This window comes from Saltatorellus ferox (assembly GCA_007751475.1).
Classification (GTDB): Bacteria; Planctomycetota; UBA1135; order UBA1135.
This window is the reverse complement of the sequence record CP036434.1, coordinates 1,573,274-1,590,240: the sequence shown is the minus strand read 5'-3', so window position 1 is coordinate 1,590,240 and position 16,967 is coordinate 1,573,274. Positions and strand designations below refer to the sequence as shown.

The window sequence follows — 16,967 nt, the reverse complement described above, 5'->3', positions numbered from 1 at the left end:
TTACACTCTTGCGCGCCCATGAAACACGCGATCCACAACTTCTCGGCCAAGCTCCGCCAGCCCTCCGTGGCGCCGACCCTCCAGGCGTACATCGACTGGCGCCGGGCCGTCCGCGCGGCACGTGAGCACGGCGCGGAGGAGCCCGCGATGCCCGAGATCGCGCCCGTTTCGATCAACCTCGATCTGACGACCGCGTGCAACTACCGGTGCACCCACTGCATCGACTGGGACATCCTCAACACCAAGCACAAGCTCGCCGAGGAAGACCTGCGCACGTCCATTGCGCTGATGCGCGAGCGCGGCCTCAAGTCGGTGATCCTGATCGGCGGCGGCGAACCCACCCTCTACCCCGGCTTCGTCGGCTTCACGAAGTTCCTGAAGGAACTCGGGCTCAAGGTCTCGATCGTCACCAACGGTAGCCGCGGCGATCGCCTTGCCGAGGTCATCGGCGATTTCGACGACAAGGACTGGATCCGCATGTCGCTGGACTCGGGCTCGAACGAGCTGTTCCGGGAGATGCACAAGCCGACGAGCAGCGCGGTCACGCTCGACGTGATCTGCGAATGGGTGCCGAAGCTCAAGGCGATCAACCCGGCGCCGCAGGTCGGCTTCAGCTACATCATCGTCTGGAGCGGCGCGTCGCGGGAGGAGCACGCGCTGAACGAGAACATCCACGAGATCGTGATGGCGGCCGAGCGCGCGAAGGCGGCGCAGTTCGACTACATCGCGTTCAAGCCGATCCTCGAGCGCCAGGAGGACGGCGCCGAGGTGATGAACCCCGCGAAGGCCGAGGCGCGCGAGCGCGAGGTCGTCGCCGAGATTCGCCGCCAGGTCGACCTCGCGAAGGAACTCGGCGACGGGACGTTCAAGGTCTTCGAGAGCACCAACCTGCGCATGCTGGAAGACGGCTCCTGGCGCGAGTCGACGCGCCAGCCGAAGACCTGTCACATGCAGGCCCTGCGCCAGGTCTTGACGCCGACCGGCGTCTACAACTGCCCGGCCCACCGCGGCGTGGACAAGGCGGTCGTCGGTCCCAAGGAAGCCTACGCCGGCGAGGCGCGCGCGGCCGAGACCGGCCAGTCCGTGGCCGCTCTCCTCGATCGCTTCGACGCCAGCCACGAGTGCCGCAATGTGACCTGCCTCTACCACGACGTGAACTGGTGGATCGAAGGCCTCGTCGAAGGCGAGGACGGGAAGGTCGAGGAAGCGGAAGAGACGGGCGACTTCTTCCTCTGATGCCGATCACCGAAAGCGAACCGATCGCACGCCAGGCGATCCCCGAGAAGCATCGGAATCCGAAGAAGATCCTGATGCGGCTGCCGAGCTGGGTGGGCGACGTCGTGATGTGCACGCCCGCCATGCGAGCCGTGCGCCAGGCGTTTCCGGACGCGGAGCTGGTCGTCGAGGGCAAGGACTACCAGGCGGACCTCGTGGTCGGGCTCGACTCGGTGGATCGTTTCCTCGTGGACCCAGGGCGCGGCGCAAAGGACATCTGGAGCCGCTCGCGGCTCGTGAAGAAGGAAGGCTTCGACTGGGCGATTCTGTTCGGTGAGTCCGAGCGTGTCGCCGCCGCGCCGTACCTGGCGCGCATCCCTGTCCGCGCGGGCTATGGACGCGGTTTCCTTCGCCGCTCGCTCCTCACCCACGACATCCCGCGGCCCAGGGACGACGAGGGCAAGCTGCTCGCGTTCTCCATGATCCAGCGCTACCTCAACATCACCCGGATGCTGGGGATTCCCGACGCGGGTGACCGCATGGAAACGCCGGTCTACGACGGGGCGCGCGCCACCGTTCGGAGGCGGCTCGCCGAGGTGGGCGTGCAGGACGAGGACCAGATCGTCACGGTCATCGCAGGCGCGGCGTTCGGCTCGGCCAAGATGTGGCCACCCGAGCAGTACGCGGCCGCCTGCGACCAGCTTCTAGAGCAGCGCGGCTGGAAAACCGTGCTCGCGCCCGGGCCCGGCGAAGAGCAGATCGGTCACGAGGTCGCCAAGCACTCGAAGCACGGCATCCATCTGATCATCGATCCGACGCTCAGGCTGTCGGAGCTTGCGGCGCTCCTCGTGCGATCGGAGATCGCCCTCTCGAACGACACCGGGCCGCGCAGCATGGCCGTCGCCCTGGGGCTTCCGGTGGTCGTGCCCATCGGCCCCACCGAGGACGGCCACACGCGCCACCACCTCGGGCGCCAGCGCGTCCTGATCGAGGACATCGAATGCCGCCCGTGCCGGGAACGGATCTGTCCGCTCGGGCACCACGAGTGCATGACGAAGATCACCCCCGAGCGCATGGTCGCGGCGGTGGACGACCTCGTGGCGGACGTCGGCACGGGGCTTCCTGCGTAGGGCCCGGAGGCTTCCTTGTCCGCCGAGATCATCCCCTCTTACGAAGAGCTGGCGCGGCGCCTCGCGACCGAGCGGCAGGGGCGCGTCGTCGCCATGACGAACGGCTGCTTCGACGTGCTGCACGTGGGGCACGTGCGGCTGATCGCCGAAGGGGCGGCCCTGGGTGATCTGTTCGTGGTGGCGCTGAACGACGACGCCAGCGTTCGGAAGAACAAGGGTGAGGGCCGGCCGCTCGTGCCGCTGGTCGAGCGCATGGAGGTCATCGCCGCCCTCCGCGGGGTCGACTACGTGACGAGCTTCAGGGAGCCGACGGCCCACGCCCTTCTGGAGTCGCTTCGGCCGGATGTCCACGTGAAAGGCACCGACTGGACGGCGGACGCCGTTCCGGAGCGCGCCGTGGTCGAGGGCTACGGCGGACGGATCGCGATCGCGGGCGATCCGAAGGAGCACTCGAGCACCGACCTGATCGGCAAGATGGCGCGGGCAGAAGAACCGGCGAACGAATAGCGCGGCGGCCAGGTAGCTGCGGGACGCGCTCCGCAGGTTACGCTGGCCCCCATGTCAGCCCCCACGCCACGCGCCGCGCTCAACGACGGCCGGATCACCTTCGCCGAGAAAGACCTCCCCCTCCGACGCGATGTGGGCTGGCTCGGCCAGCTCCTCGGCAAGCTCCTGCAGGAGCTCGGTGACGAGAGCCTCTTCCCCACCGTCGAGACGGCGAGGAAGCTCGCGCGCAAGCGTCGGCGCGGCGATGAGACGGCAGACGAGCGGCTCGGCGCCATCCTCGGCGACCTGGAGCCCGATGAGGGCTTCGAGCTCGTGCGCGCGTTCTCCGCGTATTTCGGCCTCGTCAACATGGCGGAGCGAGTGCACAGGATCCGCCGTCGAACGGAGCGCATGCGAGCCCACGAGCCCCAGCCCGGCGGGCTCCGGGACGTGTTCCTGCAGCTCCGAGACGCCGGGGTTTCCGCCGACGAGGTCGAGGACGCGATCCGCAGCGTCTCCGTTGAACCCGTCATGACGGCCCATCCGACCGAGGCGGTGCGGCGAACGCTCCTGCGCAAGGAGCAGCGAATCGCGCGCCTCTTGATGGAGCGCTTCCATCTGGAAACGCTGACCCCGGACCAGCAAACCGGCGTCGAGGAGAAGGTCGAGCTGGAGATCGCCAGCGGCTGGCAGACCGAGGAGCAGCTGCACGTGAAGCCGACCGTCGGCGACGAGGTCGAGCACGTCTTGTTCTACCTGTCGGAGGTCATCTATCGAATCGTGCCCGCGCTGCACGCGGAGCTGGAGCGCGCGTTCGAGGGTGCTTTTGGGCGCTCCATTCGACTGGACGCGCCGCTCGCGCGGTTCGCGAGCTGGGTCGGCGGCGACATGGACGGCAACCCGGCGGTAGGCGCGACGACGATCCGCGCGACGCTGAACCGGCACCTCCAGATCGTGATCGAGCGCTATCGACGGGAGATCACGGATCTCTTCGGGCACCTCTCGCAGTCATCGAGCCGCGTCATCGCGAGCGAGGGTGTGCACGCGCTCGTCGCCTGCTACCGGGAGCAGTTTCCAGAGGCGTTCACGAACATGCCCGAGCGGTACGAGGACATGCCGTACCGCCAGGCGCTCCAGGGCATCCATGCGAAGCTCGGCGCCACGTCCGACGAGGCAGAGCACCGCTACCGTTCTCCGGACGAGTTCGTCGCCGACCTGGAGGTGCTGGCGGCCAGTCTCGATGAGCACCGCGGGCAAAAGGCAGGGCTGCGACTCGTGGAGCGGCTCCTCGTCCGCGTGGGCACCTTCGGGTTTCACCTCGCCCATCTCGACTGCCGCCAGGACGCCGAGGTCCACCGGCGCGTCATCGGTGAGCTCCTCGGCGACGCGAAGTTCAGCGAGCGTTCGCGCGAGGAGAGAACGGAGCGACTGCGCAAGGCGCTCGAGGAGCACACGCTGGAGGACGACGGCGGAGCGGAGCCTTCGGACGAGGCGCTCCGCACGCTGGAGGTCTTCGACGCGCTGCGCGCGGCACGCGAGCGGCACGGCTCGGAGGCCGTCGGTACGTTCGTGATCAGCATGGCGCAGGGTCCAGACGATGCCCTGGCGATCCTGGCACTCGCGAGGGCCGGCGGCTGCGTCGACGAGAACGACCGGGTCCCGCTGGACGTGGTCCCGCTCTTCGAAACGGTCGATGACCTGGAGCGCGGCCCGGCCGTCCTCGCGGCGCTGGCGGCAGACCCGATCTACGCCGAGCACCTCGCCCAGCGCGAGGGCAAGCAGCTCGTGATGCTCGGGTACTCCGATAGCAACAAGGACGGCGGGATCACGGCCTCGCGCTGGGCGCTGCAGAAGAGCCAGGCCGCAATGGTCGAAGCCGCGGAAGGCACGGAGATGCGCGTGAGCTTCTTCCACGGGCGCGGAGGCTCGGCGAGCCGCGGCGGGAGCAAGCCGCGGGCTGCGTTCATGGCTGCGCCGAAGGGCGCCATCGCGGGCCGCGCTCGCACCACCGAACAAGGCGAGGTCATCCATGACAAGTTCGGTCTGCGCGGGAACGCGATCCGGACGCTGGAGCTCATCCTCGGCGCCACCATCGAGAGGATGGCGACCGGTGACGCGCCGCCCGAACCCGATCCCCTCTGGGTCTCGGCGATGGAGCTGATGTCCGCCACGAGCCGCGCCAAGTACCGCGCTTTCGTCCACGACGATCCGGACTTTCCGGAGCTCTTCCAGTCGATGACTCCGATCGACGTGATCGAACGCCTGCGCATCGGCAGCCGACCGGCGAAGCGACGCGCCATGCGCGGCGTCGGTGACCTGCGCGCGATCCCATGGGTCTTCGCCTGGACCCAGGCCCGCGTGATCTTCCCGGGCTGGTTCGGAGTCGGTACGGGACTCGCGGCGATCCGGGACCGTCATGGGATCGAAACGCTCCGCGCCATGAACCTGGGCTGGCCCTTCTTCGACACGTTCATGAGCGATGTCGAGATGGTGCTGGCCAAGGCCGACATGAACATCGCGGCCCGCTATGCACGACTTGCAGGCTCGGTCGGCGAGCGGATGTTCCCGATCATCCTGGAGGAGTTCGACCGCACGCGTTCGCTGATCCTCGAGATTCGGTCCGGTCAGGAACTGCTCGACGATGATCAGGTGCTCCAGCGATCGATCCGATTGCGCAACCCCTACGTCGATCCGATGAGTCTGATCCAGGTGGACTGCCTGGCCAAATGGAGAGCGAGCGGACGGGAGGATGCGGCTCTCGAACGATTGCTCGTGGAGACGGTACGGGGCATAGCGCGCGGACTGAGGAACACGGGCTGACTCCAAGGAAGCTGGCAGACCTGATGGACGGAAAGCGCCGAGCTACGGCGTGAATCCACCCCTACAGGCTCGCGGCCGAATGCGGCCAAAATGTCACCGCTGACAGGTTCAGGGGAAATATTCGGCTCAGAAGAGGCAACCGAGACCGAAGTCAACGCATAGAAGAGAAACAACCCGTGTTCGTAGAAGGTCGTTCCCTACCTGGATGGCGTTGTTCCTAAGAAGACACAGAAGTCCGCTAGGAACGCCACAGGAGAAGGAGTTTGCATTCACGGAACATCTTCATCATCGACTCAGGGATCCATTTTCCGGGCTCCCTGCTTCGCTGACGCATTCGTCCTCACGGGTCACTGATGGCCGACTGCTCTTTCCAAACAGTGCTATCCCGAGACCAGCTTCGAACCTCCATGGAACACAACCTTGACGCTAAGAAGCCTGTCGTGCCGCGGTCTATCCATAGCGGTTCGCGGCCTGTGATGCATACCGATCAGTTCGCTCGACCGGAGTTCGCCTGATCTTCACGGGGCGAGCGCTCGCGCTCGTGACTGCCTCGGGCTCTACCCGCTCACCTCTCTGCCACTCCGCCTTCCCATGTCCCTCCAATCCTCAGATTCTGCGCCGCCGGGCGTGAAGAAGCCGCCAGTCGCATCCGCATCGACGGCCTCCGGCGTCCAGACGGAAACGCAACGGCCGGGAAAACAGGCGCCTCGGAGCTCACCCAGCGAGTCGGCTCCGTCAGTGGAACCTCGGAGGCGAATCGTACTTGCGGACGACCACCCGATCTTTCTGGAGGGCCTGAAGCGCTTGCTGCAAACGGAGTTCGATGTCGTCGGCACCGCATCCGCGGGCGACAAACTCGTCGAGCTGGCGGCGTCCTGCAAACCCGACCTTGTCGTGACCGATTACTCGATGCCTGGGCTTACAGGCGTTCAGGCCATACGAGCGCTGAACGAACTCGGCCTGCAGTGCAAGGTCATCATCCTCACGATGCATGAGGACGTGGAGTACGCCCTCGAAGCGCTCGAACTCGGCATCGACGGATACGTATTGAAGCGCGCCGCTTCCTCCGAACTCATCTCAGCCATCAAAGGAGCTTTCATGGGTGAAAGGTGGATCTCGCCGGCCCTGGCCGTCGACATCATCAGCGCCTCCGCAGGCCTTGCATCGGGGAAAGCCGCCCAGGAGGTACGTCCGCTCGATCGTATCTCCAGCCGCCAGCGCCACATTCTGGAGGGGCTCGTTCAGGGCAAGATCGCGAAGGAGATCGCCGGCGAACTGAAGCTCTCTCGCAAGACGGTGGAGTACCACAAGTACAAGATGATGGAGCAGCTGGGCGTCAAATCGACGGCAGAGCTCATCCGACTGGCGGTGCGCAACGGCATCGAGACCTGAGACTCGCGCGCGGAGCTGGATGACGAAGCGAGTTTCAGCATGGATCGCTATCGTGGTCCCTCCATGCTGACCTTCGCCCCCCACCCGCTACTCTTCCAGGCCGCATTCCTGACGGACTTCGGGCGCCCACTCGCCGAGATCCCGGTTCCCGCCGACCTCGTGAGGCTCTTCGAGCCGGGCGCGACCGTCGACGATCCGACGAGCGGCCTGAAGCCGATGCTTCCCGAGGAGCGCGAGGTCCTGCGCCAGGACGTGCGCGATCTCCTTCGCCACGGGGGCCACAAGCCGACAGGTCGAGGAAAGCCCTCCTCGGAGTACCTCGTGCGTGCGCAAGCGGAGGGGAAGATCCCGTCGATCAACCTGGCCGTGGACGCGTGCAATGCGGTGAGCCTGCACAGCGGCCTCCCGATCAGCGTGATCGATCTGGACCTTGCCCAACCACCGCTCGAGGTGTCGATCGCCGGAGACGAGTCGTACGTCTTCAACGCGAGTGGCCAGGAGATCTCCCTTCGCGGGCTTCTCTGCCTGCGCGATGCAGCGGGCCCGATCGCGAACGCGGTGAAGGACTGCCACCGCACAAAGACCTCGCCAGCCACCACGCAAACGCTGACCATCCTCTGGGCTCCGATCGCTCACGCCGAACACGCCGAGAAAGCCAAGACCTACTACCAGGCTCTCTTGACGCGAACGCCAGGCACCACCATCACTCCACGGACCTGAGTGCCCAGTCGAACCTCCCCCAGCATGCATCGACCCCACTGGCATACGTACGACGCGGAGATCGATGAATCTCCGGCAAGGATCACGTGCGACCTCGCCTACTTCGACCGAGAACTCCGCTCTGGTTCCTCGACGGCGCTGTTGATCCTGGGAGCGCCCCTGCAGGAACCGACCGAAGCAGGCCTCGCCACGGAGGAGGAGTCGCAGACGATCGCCAACGCGACGAGCCGTATCGGGGAGTCCCTCCCCCCAACAACTCTTCAGGTAGGAGGATGGACGGCGGCAGGCTCGTGGCAAGTGGCGCTCTACACGCCGTCTGACCTGAACGAGAACCTGATCCCGACGCTGGAGTCGATCGTGAAGGAGGGTGGCTGGGAGATGTGGATCCACGCCGAGCCGGACCCAAACTGGCACCACTACGAGACCTTCCTCCAGCCGCCGACAAGAACCCGTCTGAAGGCGATCAACGATCGAGCCCTCACCTCCCTGAGACGAGCGGGCCACGATCTGACGCAGCCAAGAAAGATCGCGCACAAGCTCTCTTTCCCGTCGAGGGAGGCGGCAGAACTGGCCCTCTCGTCGCTCCACCTGCTGGGCTTCGAACCCACCACTCCCCCCAAGACGAGAAAGGACCACTACACCACCGCCCAGGTCCAACGCGAAGACCCCCCCAACGTCCTCCCAGCCCTGACAGAAATGCTCTCGGAAGTCTGCGCCCCCTTGGACGGAGACCACATCAAGTGGATCGCGACGAGCTAGTGCCCTGAATCAGAAGTTCGTCGCATTAGTTTCAGTCTGTTTCGTTTCGTAGCAAGGCGTCCGAACCGCAGTGCGTAGCAGTAGTTCCGTCCAAGGTTCGGCAACGCAGCTACGGAGCGAAACAGGCGAAACTAATACGACGAACTTCTGATTCAGGGCACTGGAGAAAAGACCTATCAAGAAGCGAGTCCAAGCCCAAGCCGAGCCCGAGCCCAAGCCTGCTCTCGAAGATCTGACCCATGCCCCCAGAGCCCTGCCCCCAGAGCCCTGCCCCCTGCTCATCTGAGATCTGCTCTCAGCTAGATCGGCGAAGCCGATCCGCCCAACGCACATCCGCGTCAGCGGATGTCGCATGGACATCCAAATTCAATGAAGCGGGGTGGTTCGCTACGCGAACCACCCCGCTTCATTGAATTTGGTCGGGCCGAGAGGATTCGAACCTCCGACCTCTGCAACCCCATTGCAGCGCGCTACCAAACTGCGCCACGGCCCGACGATGGGGGGAGAGGGTAGGGGGGAGGGGGGGTGAGGTCAATGGAGAGGATGGGGAAAGAGATGGGGATCGTATCCCCCACCCCAAAACCCATCCAACCGCTACCCTGACCCCCCATGCCCCGCACCATGCGCCCCCAAGCCCGACGGGCCTCCCGAGTCCGCCGGCGCCACCGAACCTGGATGAGGGCCATGACCCTCGCCACGGTCGGCTGGGGGATCGTCTGGGGCTCCCTGGCCGTCGCCAAGATCGGCTGGGCCCCGCCCGCGCCCTGGGTCTACGCCGCCGCCGGCATCCCAGGGATCCTCGGCCTCGTGTATGCCTTCCTGACGATCCGCGCGCGCCGGACGTGGCTCTTCATGGCGCTCGTCGCCATCTTCGCTAACGGCTCACTGATCGCGCTCCCGTTCCTCTTCGGAGCGGAGTTCACAGAGGCCCTGGCGAGCATGCAAGAGCAAGACCCGGCTCAGACGAGTCGCTCCGCACCGTAGAGCATCATCACTCCAGTCACGGTCGCCGCGAGCGTGAGCACGAGCGCGACGTAGGCCCCGAAGTGATGGATCCGCGGCCGGATCTTGCCGCGCATCGCGAGCGGCCCTGTCACCAGCGGCCACAGGTACGCCGCCGTGGTGACGCGCGCCAGCGTGAGGTGAATGGGCGTGATCATCCCGGCCTTCTCGAGGTCGTAGAGTTCCCCCACCTTCAGCGCGAAGTAGATCGCCACGCCCAGCCCGGAAACCGCAGCCGTCACGAAGGCAATGTGCATGGGAATCTTGCGCTTTCGCCCCGTGATCGCGGCTCCGACGAGCATGCCGACGGTCACGAGCAGCGCACCGAGGAATCCATACACGGGACTCAAGCGTCGAGCCCTTCGAAGAGACCGTCCATCTCGCCCGTCGGCTCTCGCCGCATCAGATCGAGCACGGCCTCGCGAGGGTCCTTGCCCTCGAACAGAACGGCGTGAACCTGCTCGGCAATGGGCATCGAGACGAGGTCCTCGTTGGCTTCGGGGCCGAACAGCGCCTTCGTCGTCCAGACTCCCTCCGCGACCATGCTCATCTCGTCGAGCACTTGCTGGAGCGTCTTGCCTCTGCCGATCGCCTCGCCGACGGCGCGGTTGCGCGAGTGCTGCGACATGCACGTCGTGACAAGATCGCCCAGCCCCGCGAGCCCGAAGAAGGTGCGAACGTCCGCGCCGCGCGCGCGTCCGAAGCGAGCGATCTCGACGATGCCGCGCGTGAGAAGCGCGCTCTTCGCGTTGTCACCCAGTCCGAGTCCGTCGCAGATGCCAGCGGCGATCGCGATGACGTTCTTCAGCGCCCCAGCCAGCTCGGCTCCGTAGCCATCGGGCGTCGTGTAGACGCGGAAGGTCTCCCCGTTGAAGGCCGTTTGAACGAGGCGCGCAAAGTCCTCGTCCTCGCAGCCCGCGACGACGGAGGCGGGAAGATCGCGCGCGACCTCCTCGGCGTGGCTCGGCCCCGTGAGGACACAGATCGTTCGCTCGCCCAGGACCCTCCGAAGGATCTGGCTCGGCGTGCGGAACGTATCGATCTCGAGGCCCTTGCTCGCGGTCACGATCGGAAGGTCGCCGCGTAGCGCATCCTCGAAGCGCGCCGCGACCTGCGCCACGTACTGCGTCGGCACCACGGAGACGACGAGATCGACGCCCTCCGAGGCGCCGAACGGGTCCGCGCTCGTATGCAGGTTGTCGGGGAATCGAATCCCCGGGAGGAACTTCACGTTCTCTCGCGCGTCCCCGATCCTCTTCGCTTGCTCGGGGAAGGCGCTCCAGAGGGTGGTCTCGATCGAATTGCTGGCGAGGCGCAGCGCGAGCGCGGTGCCCCACGATCCGTCTCCTATCACCAGGGCTTTCCGGATGCCCGCATCGTTCGCAGTCGTCATGGTGGGTCTCAGATGGAAGGTTTGGCGCCGATTCGAGGCTCGGTGCCAGCACGGATACGCGCGATATTGGCTCGATGGCGAACGAGCACGAGAACGGTGAGAAGAGCGCAGGCTCCGGCGAACGCGGGAGCCCCGGGGACGAGCCACGCGGCAACGATCGGGAACGCGAGTCCCATGGCGATGGACGCCAGGCTGACCATGCGCAACGCGCCGAGCAGCGCGACCCAGACGAGGCCGGAAGCCACGAAGACCATGGGCTCGATGCCGACGATGGCGCCACAACCTGTCGCCACCCCCTTGCCGCCGCGAAACTTCAGGTAGATCGGGAAGCAGTGCCCGACCACCGCCGCGACGCCGCAGAGGGACTCGGCGAGGAGCGGCGTGTGGACGTTCAGGTCCGCGGCGTACTTCGACAGGAAGAGCGTGGGGACGAGCCCCTTTCCGAAGTCGAGCAGGAACGCGACGAGCCCCAGCGGCTTCCCGAGCACGCGCATGGCGTTGGTCGCGCCGATGTTGCCGCTCCCGACCTCGCGCAGATCGACGCCCTTGATGAGCCGGGCCATCACGAGCCCGAAGGGCACGGACCCGAGCAGGTACGAGGCGAGGAGGGCGAGAAGGGTGGGGAGCATCGGAGAGAGAGAGAGCCCGGCCGGATGAGCCCGCAGAAGGCCCGAAGGAGACTCGGCGGAGACTCGAAGGGCCCCGCCGGCGATCGGAGGAGGTCGGGCCAAAGAGGATATCCGGACCCGCAACCTCCCGTACACTCTTCCGCCATGACCTCACCACGGATTGCCGGTGGCCTGCGAATTGGCGTCGATACCGGCGGCACCTTCACGGACCTCGTGCTCACCGGGCCCGGGATCGCGCCGAGAATCGCCAAGGTGCGGTCGACGCCCGAGGATCCGGGGCGCGCGTTGCTGGAGGGGCTCGAGGCCCTCGGCGTACCGGGCGCGAAGGGCGCCACTGTGATCCACGGGACCACGGTCGCGCTGAACGCGCTCCTCACCGGCCGGGTCGGGAAAGCCGCCCTGGTCACCAACCGCGGCTTCCGAGATCTCATCGAGATCGACCGTCAGGCGCGCCCGGATCTCTACGCCCTCGAGCCGCAGCGCCCGCTCCCGCTCGTGCCGCGAAACCTTCGCTTCGAGGTCGCCGAGCGCGCCTGGCCGGCGGACGTGACGGACGAGGCGCTCGGCACGCGCGGCCCACTCGTCGTGGTCGAGGCTCTCACCGACGAGGAGATCGAGCGCGTCTGCCGGACCGTCCTGGCGAGCGGAGCGACCAGCGTGGCCGTCTGCCTCCTGCACAGCTACGCCCATCCGGAGCCCGAGCGCAGGCTCGCGGCGCGCCTGCGGGACGCGGGTCTGTACGCCACCGCGTCCTCCGAGCTGGTCGCCGAATACCGCGAGGCCGAGCGCTTCTCGACGGCAGTGGCCAACGCAGCGCTGACGCCGGTCGTCGCCGACTACCTCGGACGCCTCGGCGAGGCGCTGCCCGAGGCTCGCCTGGAGATCCTGCAGAGCAGCGGCGGCGGACTCGACGCGGCGCGCGCGGCGATCGAGCCCGTCAGAGTGCTCCTGTCCGGGCCAGCCGGGGGCGTGATCGGCGCCGCCGCAGCGGCCCGGGCCGCAGGGCTCGGCGCGATCGCGACGCTGGACATGGGTGGAACGAGCACCGACGTCGCGTTCCACCAGGAGGGTGAGGGCCTGGGCAGCCTCGGCGAGGACGTCCGCGTCGCCGGCCACTCGATCGCGGTGCCGACGCTCGACATGCACACGATCGGCTGCGGCGGTGGGTCCATCGCGCGCGTCGACGAGGGCTCGGTCCTGCGCGTCGGCCCGGAAAGCGCGGGCGCCGATCCGGGTCCGGTCGCGTTCGGGGGCGGCGGCACGCAGCCGACGGTCACCGACGCCTACATCGTACTTGGCCGCGTCCCGCTGACGCCCCACCCGGGCGGCTTCCTGGGAGGCGAGCTGCGCCTCGACCGAGACGCAGCGCTCCGCGCCTACGAAATGCTCGCGCGCGAGCTGGGCGAGGGCGTCACGGCCATCCAGGCGGCCCAGGCCGTCCTGGCCTCCGTGCGCGCCTCGATGCGCCGCGCGCTCGGCGTGATGACGATGCAGCGCGGACGCGATCCGCGCACGACGCCCCTCGTGGCGTTCGGCGGCGGCGGGGGGCTCGCGGCGTTCGATCTGGCCTCGGCGCTCGGCATGCCCCTCGCGCTCGTGCCGCCCATGCCAGGGGTGCTCTCGGCCTACGGGATGACGACCGCACGGCGCACGGCGGATCGCTCGCGAACGGTGCTGCGGCGGCTGGGCGACACGAACTTCGAGGCCCGCGAGGCGCTTCTCGACGAGCTGCGAAAGGACGCGACCGAGACACTGCTCGCTGGCGGGGCCGGGGCCGGCGATGCAGCGCTGGAAGCAGAAGCGCGGCTCTCGCTGCGCTATCGCGGCCAGTCGTACGAGCTCTCGCTCAAGAACGAGCCCGAACTCGAAGCCGCTTTCCATGCGGCCCACGAAGCGCGCTTCGGCTGGCAGCTCGAGGGCCACGGGATCGAACTCGTTCACGCGCGAGCGCGGGTCAGCGTGGTTGCGCCGGAAGAGGATTCCGTTTCGGCAGATCCGGGCTTCGCGGACGAGTCGGAGGCTCTCGTCGGTGAACAGCTCGCGTGGTTCGACGGGCCCGATCCGGTGATGACCCCCATCCATGACCGCCGTTTCCTGCGACCAGGAGCCGAGATCTTCGGCCCCGCGATCATCGACGAGTACTCGGGAACGACGGTCGTTCCTCCAGGCGCGCGCGCGAGGCTCAGCGGCGACGTCGCAGGCGGCGCTCTCCTCCTCGAAGCCGTGGAACCCTCCCGATGAAGCTCAAGATATACCAGGTGGACGCGTTCAGCGAGGGCCCGTTCACGGGCAACCCGGCCGCGGTCGTTCCGCTCGATCACGCGATCGACGCCGGGCTGATGCAGAAGATCGCCGAGGAGAATCACCTCTCCGAGACCGCGTTCACGATGCCGATCCCGGGGGCCGGGGAGGTCGGCGAGGACATGGCGCCTGCGTTCGCCCTGCGCTGGTTCACGCCGACGACCGAGGTGGACCTCTGCGGGCATGCGACCCTCGGTGCGGCCGCCGCGCTCCGGACGGCGGGCCTCGTCCCCGAGGGCGCGGCCTCCGTTCACTTCTCGACGAAGAGCGGGCTGCTGATCGCCAGGTACACGGGAGAGGACTCCGTCGAGATCGACCTGCCTGCGGCTATTTCGACGAAGCCGATCCCTTCGGAGCTGGCGGCGCTGACGGAGCGAGCCCTTGACGTTCGGGTGCTCTCCGCCTACGACCAGCGGTACGTCTTGGCCGTCCTCGAGTCCGAGGAAGCGGTGGCGAGCCTCGACCCCACCGAAGCAGCGCTGCGGGAGGTCGGCAAGCCCGTCATCGCGACCGCCCCGGGAGACGCTCCCGAGGTGGACTTCGTGAGCCGGTTCTTCGCGCCGACGCTGGGCGTTCCCGAGGATCCGGTGACCGGGTCCGCTCACTGCCAGCTGGTCCCATTCTGGGCGGCGACGCTTTCGAAGCGGACGCTCGTGGCGCGGCAGATCTCGGCGCGGGGCGGGCGGCTGGAGTGCACGCTGGACGGAAATCGCGTGCGGCTCGCAGGCGGCGTCCACCACTACCTGAGCGGTGAGATCTTCGTCTGAGGAAGGCCCTTCGACGCTGACGGCCTTTCAGCCAGCGAAGGAAGCGACAAAGAACAGGGGCCCGCGCTTCGTTTCTGAAGCGCGGGCCCCTGGTGTATGGAGCGGCTGATCGGATTCGAACCGACGACATCAACCTTGGCAAGGTTGCGCTCTACCACTGAGCTACAGCCGCGACGCCGGGAAGAATACCGTCGGCTCACGCGTTGGCAAGCCCCCTTGACGGTTTTCTGTGACGAATGATCAGACCGCGCCCTGCTCGCGGATCCTGCGGGCCACGAAGGCCCCTGCGATCTCTGCGGCCTCGGTCAGGCTGCGGCCCGCCGCCAGTGCGCAGGCGAGGGTGGCCGCGAACCGGCAGCCGGAGCCGCGGATGCCCTTGCCCGGCTCGCGCGGGCGCTCGATCCAGACCGGATCGCGCCCCGGCTCGAGGACGAGGTCCCGAACCGCCGCATCCGCCGGACCGTGCCCGCCCTTGGCGACGACGGCGGAAGCGCCGCCGAAGATCAGCGCCTCCGCCGCCCGGATACGGGTCTCCTCCGACTCGTCGATCTGGTTCCGGTCGAGCCAGGCCAGCTCCGCGAGCTCGTCGAGGTTGGGCGTCAGGATCGGACCCGCCACCATGAGGCTGTCGCGGACGGCCACCATCTCGCGGTCCCTCCAGAAGCGGTAGCCGCTGGAGGATCGGATCACCGGGTCCACCACCGCCGGGATCGGCCGCGGTCCGTGGGAGACGCGGGCCACCAGCCGAGCGGCCTCGACGATCGAGGCGACTCCGGGCAGCAGGCCAAATTTCAGGGCCGCGACGGGGCGGGCACCGCTGGCCGCTTCCTCCATCGCTGCGGTCGCCTTGTGATCCCACATCAGGCGCTCCTCGACGCTGCGTACCTCGAACAGGTCCTGATCCGTGACGGCGCTCGCGATGGTGATCGCGTCACAACCCTGCGCGTCGGCGGCGTCCTGGTCGGCGTCGAGGCCGGCCTTGTGAGACGAGTCGGTCCCACCGACGAAGAGGACGACAGGGCGGATCGGGTCGGTGCTCATGGGAAGCATCGTAACCCCGGGAGTCGCCGTCTACGAATCGAGACGTCTACCTTCGGGCGCCTTCGAGTCCTCGCCGTCGTTGGTGGCGATGACGGCGAGCGCGTTCTTGCGGATCGTTCTCTCGATCGCCTTGACCGCGCTCATGCCCTGGTCCTCCAGCTGGATCCGGCCGCCGGCGATGTGCCCGTGGCCGCCGAAGGAGCCCACTCCGCCCAGCACGCGCTCCATCAGGGGATAGGCCTTGCCGAACGCATAATCGGTGCGCAGGGAGAGGACGTACCCGCCTTCGTACGCGCCGCCCGCGACGACCCACGAGCAGCCCTTCATCCGGAGGAAGAAGTCTGCCATCTCGGCGACGTGCTCGGGGTTCTCGACCCGGCCCATCAGGAGAATGACGAGCGGGCCGTGCTGACGCGCCTTCGACAGCGCCTGGGCCACGTGGCGATAGTAGGCGCGCGAAAGCGGCGGTCGATCGATCGCCGCGATGCGCTGGCGGTCGCCGCGCTGGAACATCGCGAGGAACGCTTCTTCGTCGAGCGGCGAGGCGTTCCGCGAGAGGTCGGCGGTGTCGTAGCGCACGCCGCAGAAGAGCGCGGACGCCGTGGTCTCGTCCACCGGCACGTCCATGTCGCGCAGGTACTCGAAGATGATCGAGGACGTGGCGCCGAGGTCGATGCGCACGTCCTGGTGAGGCGCGGCCTGGACATCGTCGCCCTCGGCGGACGGCGACTTGTGGTGGTCGAAGACGGCGACGACGGGGAGATCTTTCGGCACGACGGTGTGACGGAACGTCGGCTGGGTGTCGACGAGGAGAACTCCGCAGAACTGCGACGTGTCGATCTCGTTGTAGTCGTGCAGATCGAGGTCGAGGGTCTTCAGGAGCGCGACGTTCTCGGCGCGGTGAACGCGGCCGTGCGTGGCGACGACACAGCGGAACGCGAACCCCTTTTCGATCAGGAGCCGCAGCCCCTCGCAGGCGCCGATCGCATCCGGATCGGGCCCCATGTGCGTGAGGATCAAGAAGTGCCCGGCGACGGCGGAATCGGCGGCTTCAGCGCAGCGCCGAAGGACGCGGCCGAGGTGCTCGACGGGCGGCAGGCCATCGAAGGGCTTGGGAGCCGGCGTCTCCGGCGCCTGGATTTCCTGCGCCTCGCTCGATTGGCCCGCCTCGCTCGATTGGCCCGCCTCGCTCGATTGGCCCGGCTGCGGCGAGGCTTTCGCCGCCTCGGCAGAAAGCCCGGTGGTGGCTCCGGAAGAAGATCCGGAGGCGGAGCGAGTGGTATCGGTCATGACGAACTGCGCTCGGGGGCGC

At 67.5% G+C, this 16,967-nt stretch carries 15 protein-coding genes and 2 tRNA genes; 10 read left to right on the top strand and 7 right to left on the bottom strand.

The window, feature by feature from the left end:
- Window positions 1-18: 18 nt before the first annotated feature.
- The 7 genes from Poly30_RS05850 (at window position 19) to Poly30_RS05820 (ending at window position 8,522) form a co-directional block, all read left to right on the top strand.
- Window positions 19-1,236, top strand: coding sequence for a radical SAM protein (locus Poly30_RS05850; RefSeq protein WP_145195224.1), 1,218 nt, complete (start codon window positions 19-21; stop codon window positions 1,234-1,236).
- Complete coding sequence (gene waaF / locus Poly30_RS28170) at window positions 1,236-2,345, top strand: lipopolysaccharide heptosyltransferase II (RefSeq protein WP_419191012.1); 1,110 nt, start codon at window positions 1,236-1,238, stop codon at window positions 2,343-2,345. The genes Poly30_RS05850 and waaF overlap by 1 nt, the downstream gene beginning before the upstream one ends.
- Window positions 2,346-2,360: 15 nt before the next feature.
- The gene (locus Poly30_RS05840; RefSeq protein WP_419191011.1) at window positions 2,361-2,852 is read left to right on the top strand and encodes an adenylyltransferase/cytidyltransferase family protein; all 492 of its coding nucleotides are present in this window, start codon (window positions 2,361-2,363) and stop codon (window positions 2,850-2,852) included.
- A 51-nt stretch (window positions 2,853-2,903) separates the two neighbouring features.
- Window positions 2,904-5,651, top strand: a complete 2,748-nt coding sequence (gene ppc, locus Poly30_RS05835) for a phosphoenolpyruvate carboxylase (RefSeq protein WP_145195222.1) — start codon at window positions 2,904-2,906, stop codon at window positions 5,649-5,651.
- A 591-nt stretch (window positions 5,652-6,242) separates the two neighbouring features.
- A complete protein-coding gene (locus Poly30_RS05830) occupies window positions 6,243-7,043 on the top strand; it encodes a response regulator transcription factor (protein WP_145195220.1) in 801 nt (266 codons plus the stop codon).
- Between the two features lie 63 nt (window positions 7,044-7,106).
- Entirely contained in the window at window positions 7,107-7,763 is a 657-nt protein-coding gene (locus Poly30_RS05825) for a phenylalanine--tRNA ligase beta subunit-related protein (RefSeq protein WP_145195218.1), read from the top strand.
- Between the two features lie 24 nt (window positions 7,764-7,787).
- Complete coding sequence (locus Poly30_RS05820; RefSeq protein ID WP_145195216.1) at window positions 7,788-8,522, top strand: DUF695 domain-containing protein; 735 nt, start codon at window positions 7,788-7,790, stop codon at window positions 8,520-8,522.
- Window positions 8,523-8,938: 416 nt separating this feature from the next.
- Here the strand turns inward: Poly30_RS05820 and Poly30_RS05815 are convergent.
- Window positions 8,939-9,015, bottom strand: a tRNA-Pro gene (locus tag Poly30_RS05815).
- 191 nt (window positions 9,016-9,206) lie between these two features.
- Between Poly30_RS05815 and Poly30_RS05810 the strand changes: the two genes are divergently transcribed.
- The gene (locus tag Poly30_RS05810) at window positions 9,207-9,506 is read left to right on the top strand and encodes a hypothetical protein (RefSeq protein ID WP_145195214.1); all 300 of its coding nucleotides are present in this window, start codon (window positions 9,207-9,209) and stop codon (window positions 9,504-9,506) included.
- On the opposite strand, the gene Poly30_RS05805 is transcribed toward Poly30_RS05810, so the two are convergent.
- From Poly30_RS05805 to plsY, 3 genes are read right to left on the bottom strand one after another with little or no spacing between them, the layout of a single operon-like run.
- On the bottom strand, window positions 9,482-9,874 hold the full coding sequence (locus tag Poly30_RS05805) for a hypothetical protein (RefSeq protein WP_145195212.1): 393 nt from the start codon (window positions 9,872-9,874) through the stop codon (window positions 9,482-9,484). The two genes, Poly30_RS05810 and Poly30_RS05805, sit on opposite strands and share 25 nt — an antisense overlap.
- Window positions 9,871-10,917 (bottom strand): NAD(P)H-dependent glycerol-3-phosphate dehydrogenase, encoded by a 1,047-nt coding sequence (locus tag Poly30_RS05800; RefSeq protein ID WP_145195210.1) that lies wholly within the window; start codon window positions 10,915-10,917, stop codon window positions 9,871-9,873. The genes Poly30_RS05805 and Poly30_RS05800 overlap by 4 nt, the downstream gene beginning before the upstream one ends.
- 8 nt (window positions 10,918-10,925) lie before the next feature.
- Window positions 10,926-11,546: a glycerol-3-phosphate 1-O-acyltransferase PlsY gene (plsY, locus tag Poly30_RS05795; protein WP_145195208.1), complete on the bottom strand. Its 621-nt coding sequence runs from the start codon at window positions 11,544-11,546 to the stop codon at window positions 10,926-10,928.
- A 144-nt stretch (window positions 11,547-11,690) separates the two neighbouring features.
- Here plsY and Poly30_RS05790 point away from each other — a divergent pair, with 144 nt between their 5' ends.
- Window positions 11,691-13,787 (top strand): hydantoinase/oxoprolinase family protein, encoded by a 2,097-nt coding sequence (locus Poly30_RS05790; protein WP_419191010.1) that lies wholly within the window; start codon window positions 11,691-11,693, stop codon window positions 13,785-13,787.
- A complete protein-coding gene (locus Poly30_RS05785; RefSeq protein WP_145195204.1) occupies window positions 13,784-14,614 on the top strand; it encodes a PhzF family phenazine biosynthesis protein in 831 nt (276 codons plus the stop codon). Before Poly30_RS05790 ends, Poly30_RS05785 begins: the two co-directional genes overlap by 4 nt.
- Before the next feature lie 97 nt (window positions 14,615-14,711).
- Here the strand turns inward: Poly30_RS05785 and Poly30_RS05780 are convergent.
- From Poly30_RS05780 to Poly30_RS05770, 3 genes are all read right to left on the bottom strand, one after another.
- Window positions 14,712-14,786: transfer RNA gene (locus Poly30_RS05780), tRNA-Gly, on the bottom strand.
- A 68-nt stretch (window positions 14,787-14,854) separates the two neighbouring features.
- Complete coding sequence (locus Poly30_RS05775; protein ID WP_419191009.1) at window positions 14,855-15,655, bottom strand: bifunctional hydroxymethylpyrimidine kinase/phosphomethylpyrimidine kinase; 801 nt, start codon at window positions 15,653-15,655, stop codon at window positions 14,855-14,857.
- Window positions 15,656-15,685: 30 nt separating this feature from the next.
- Window positions 15,686-16,945 carry a DHH family phosphoesterase gene (locus Poly30_RS05770; RefSeq protein ID WP_145195200.1) on the bottom strand — a complete coding sequence of 420 codons (1,260 nt, stop codon included), beginning with the start codon at window positions 16,943-16,945 and terminating at the stop codon, window positions 15,686-15,688.
- Between the last annotated feature and the right edge of the window lie 22 nt (window positions 16,946-16,967).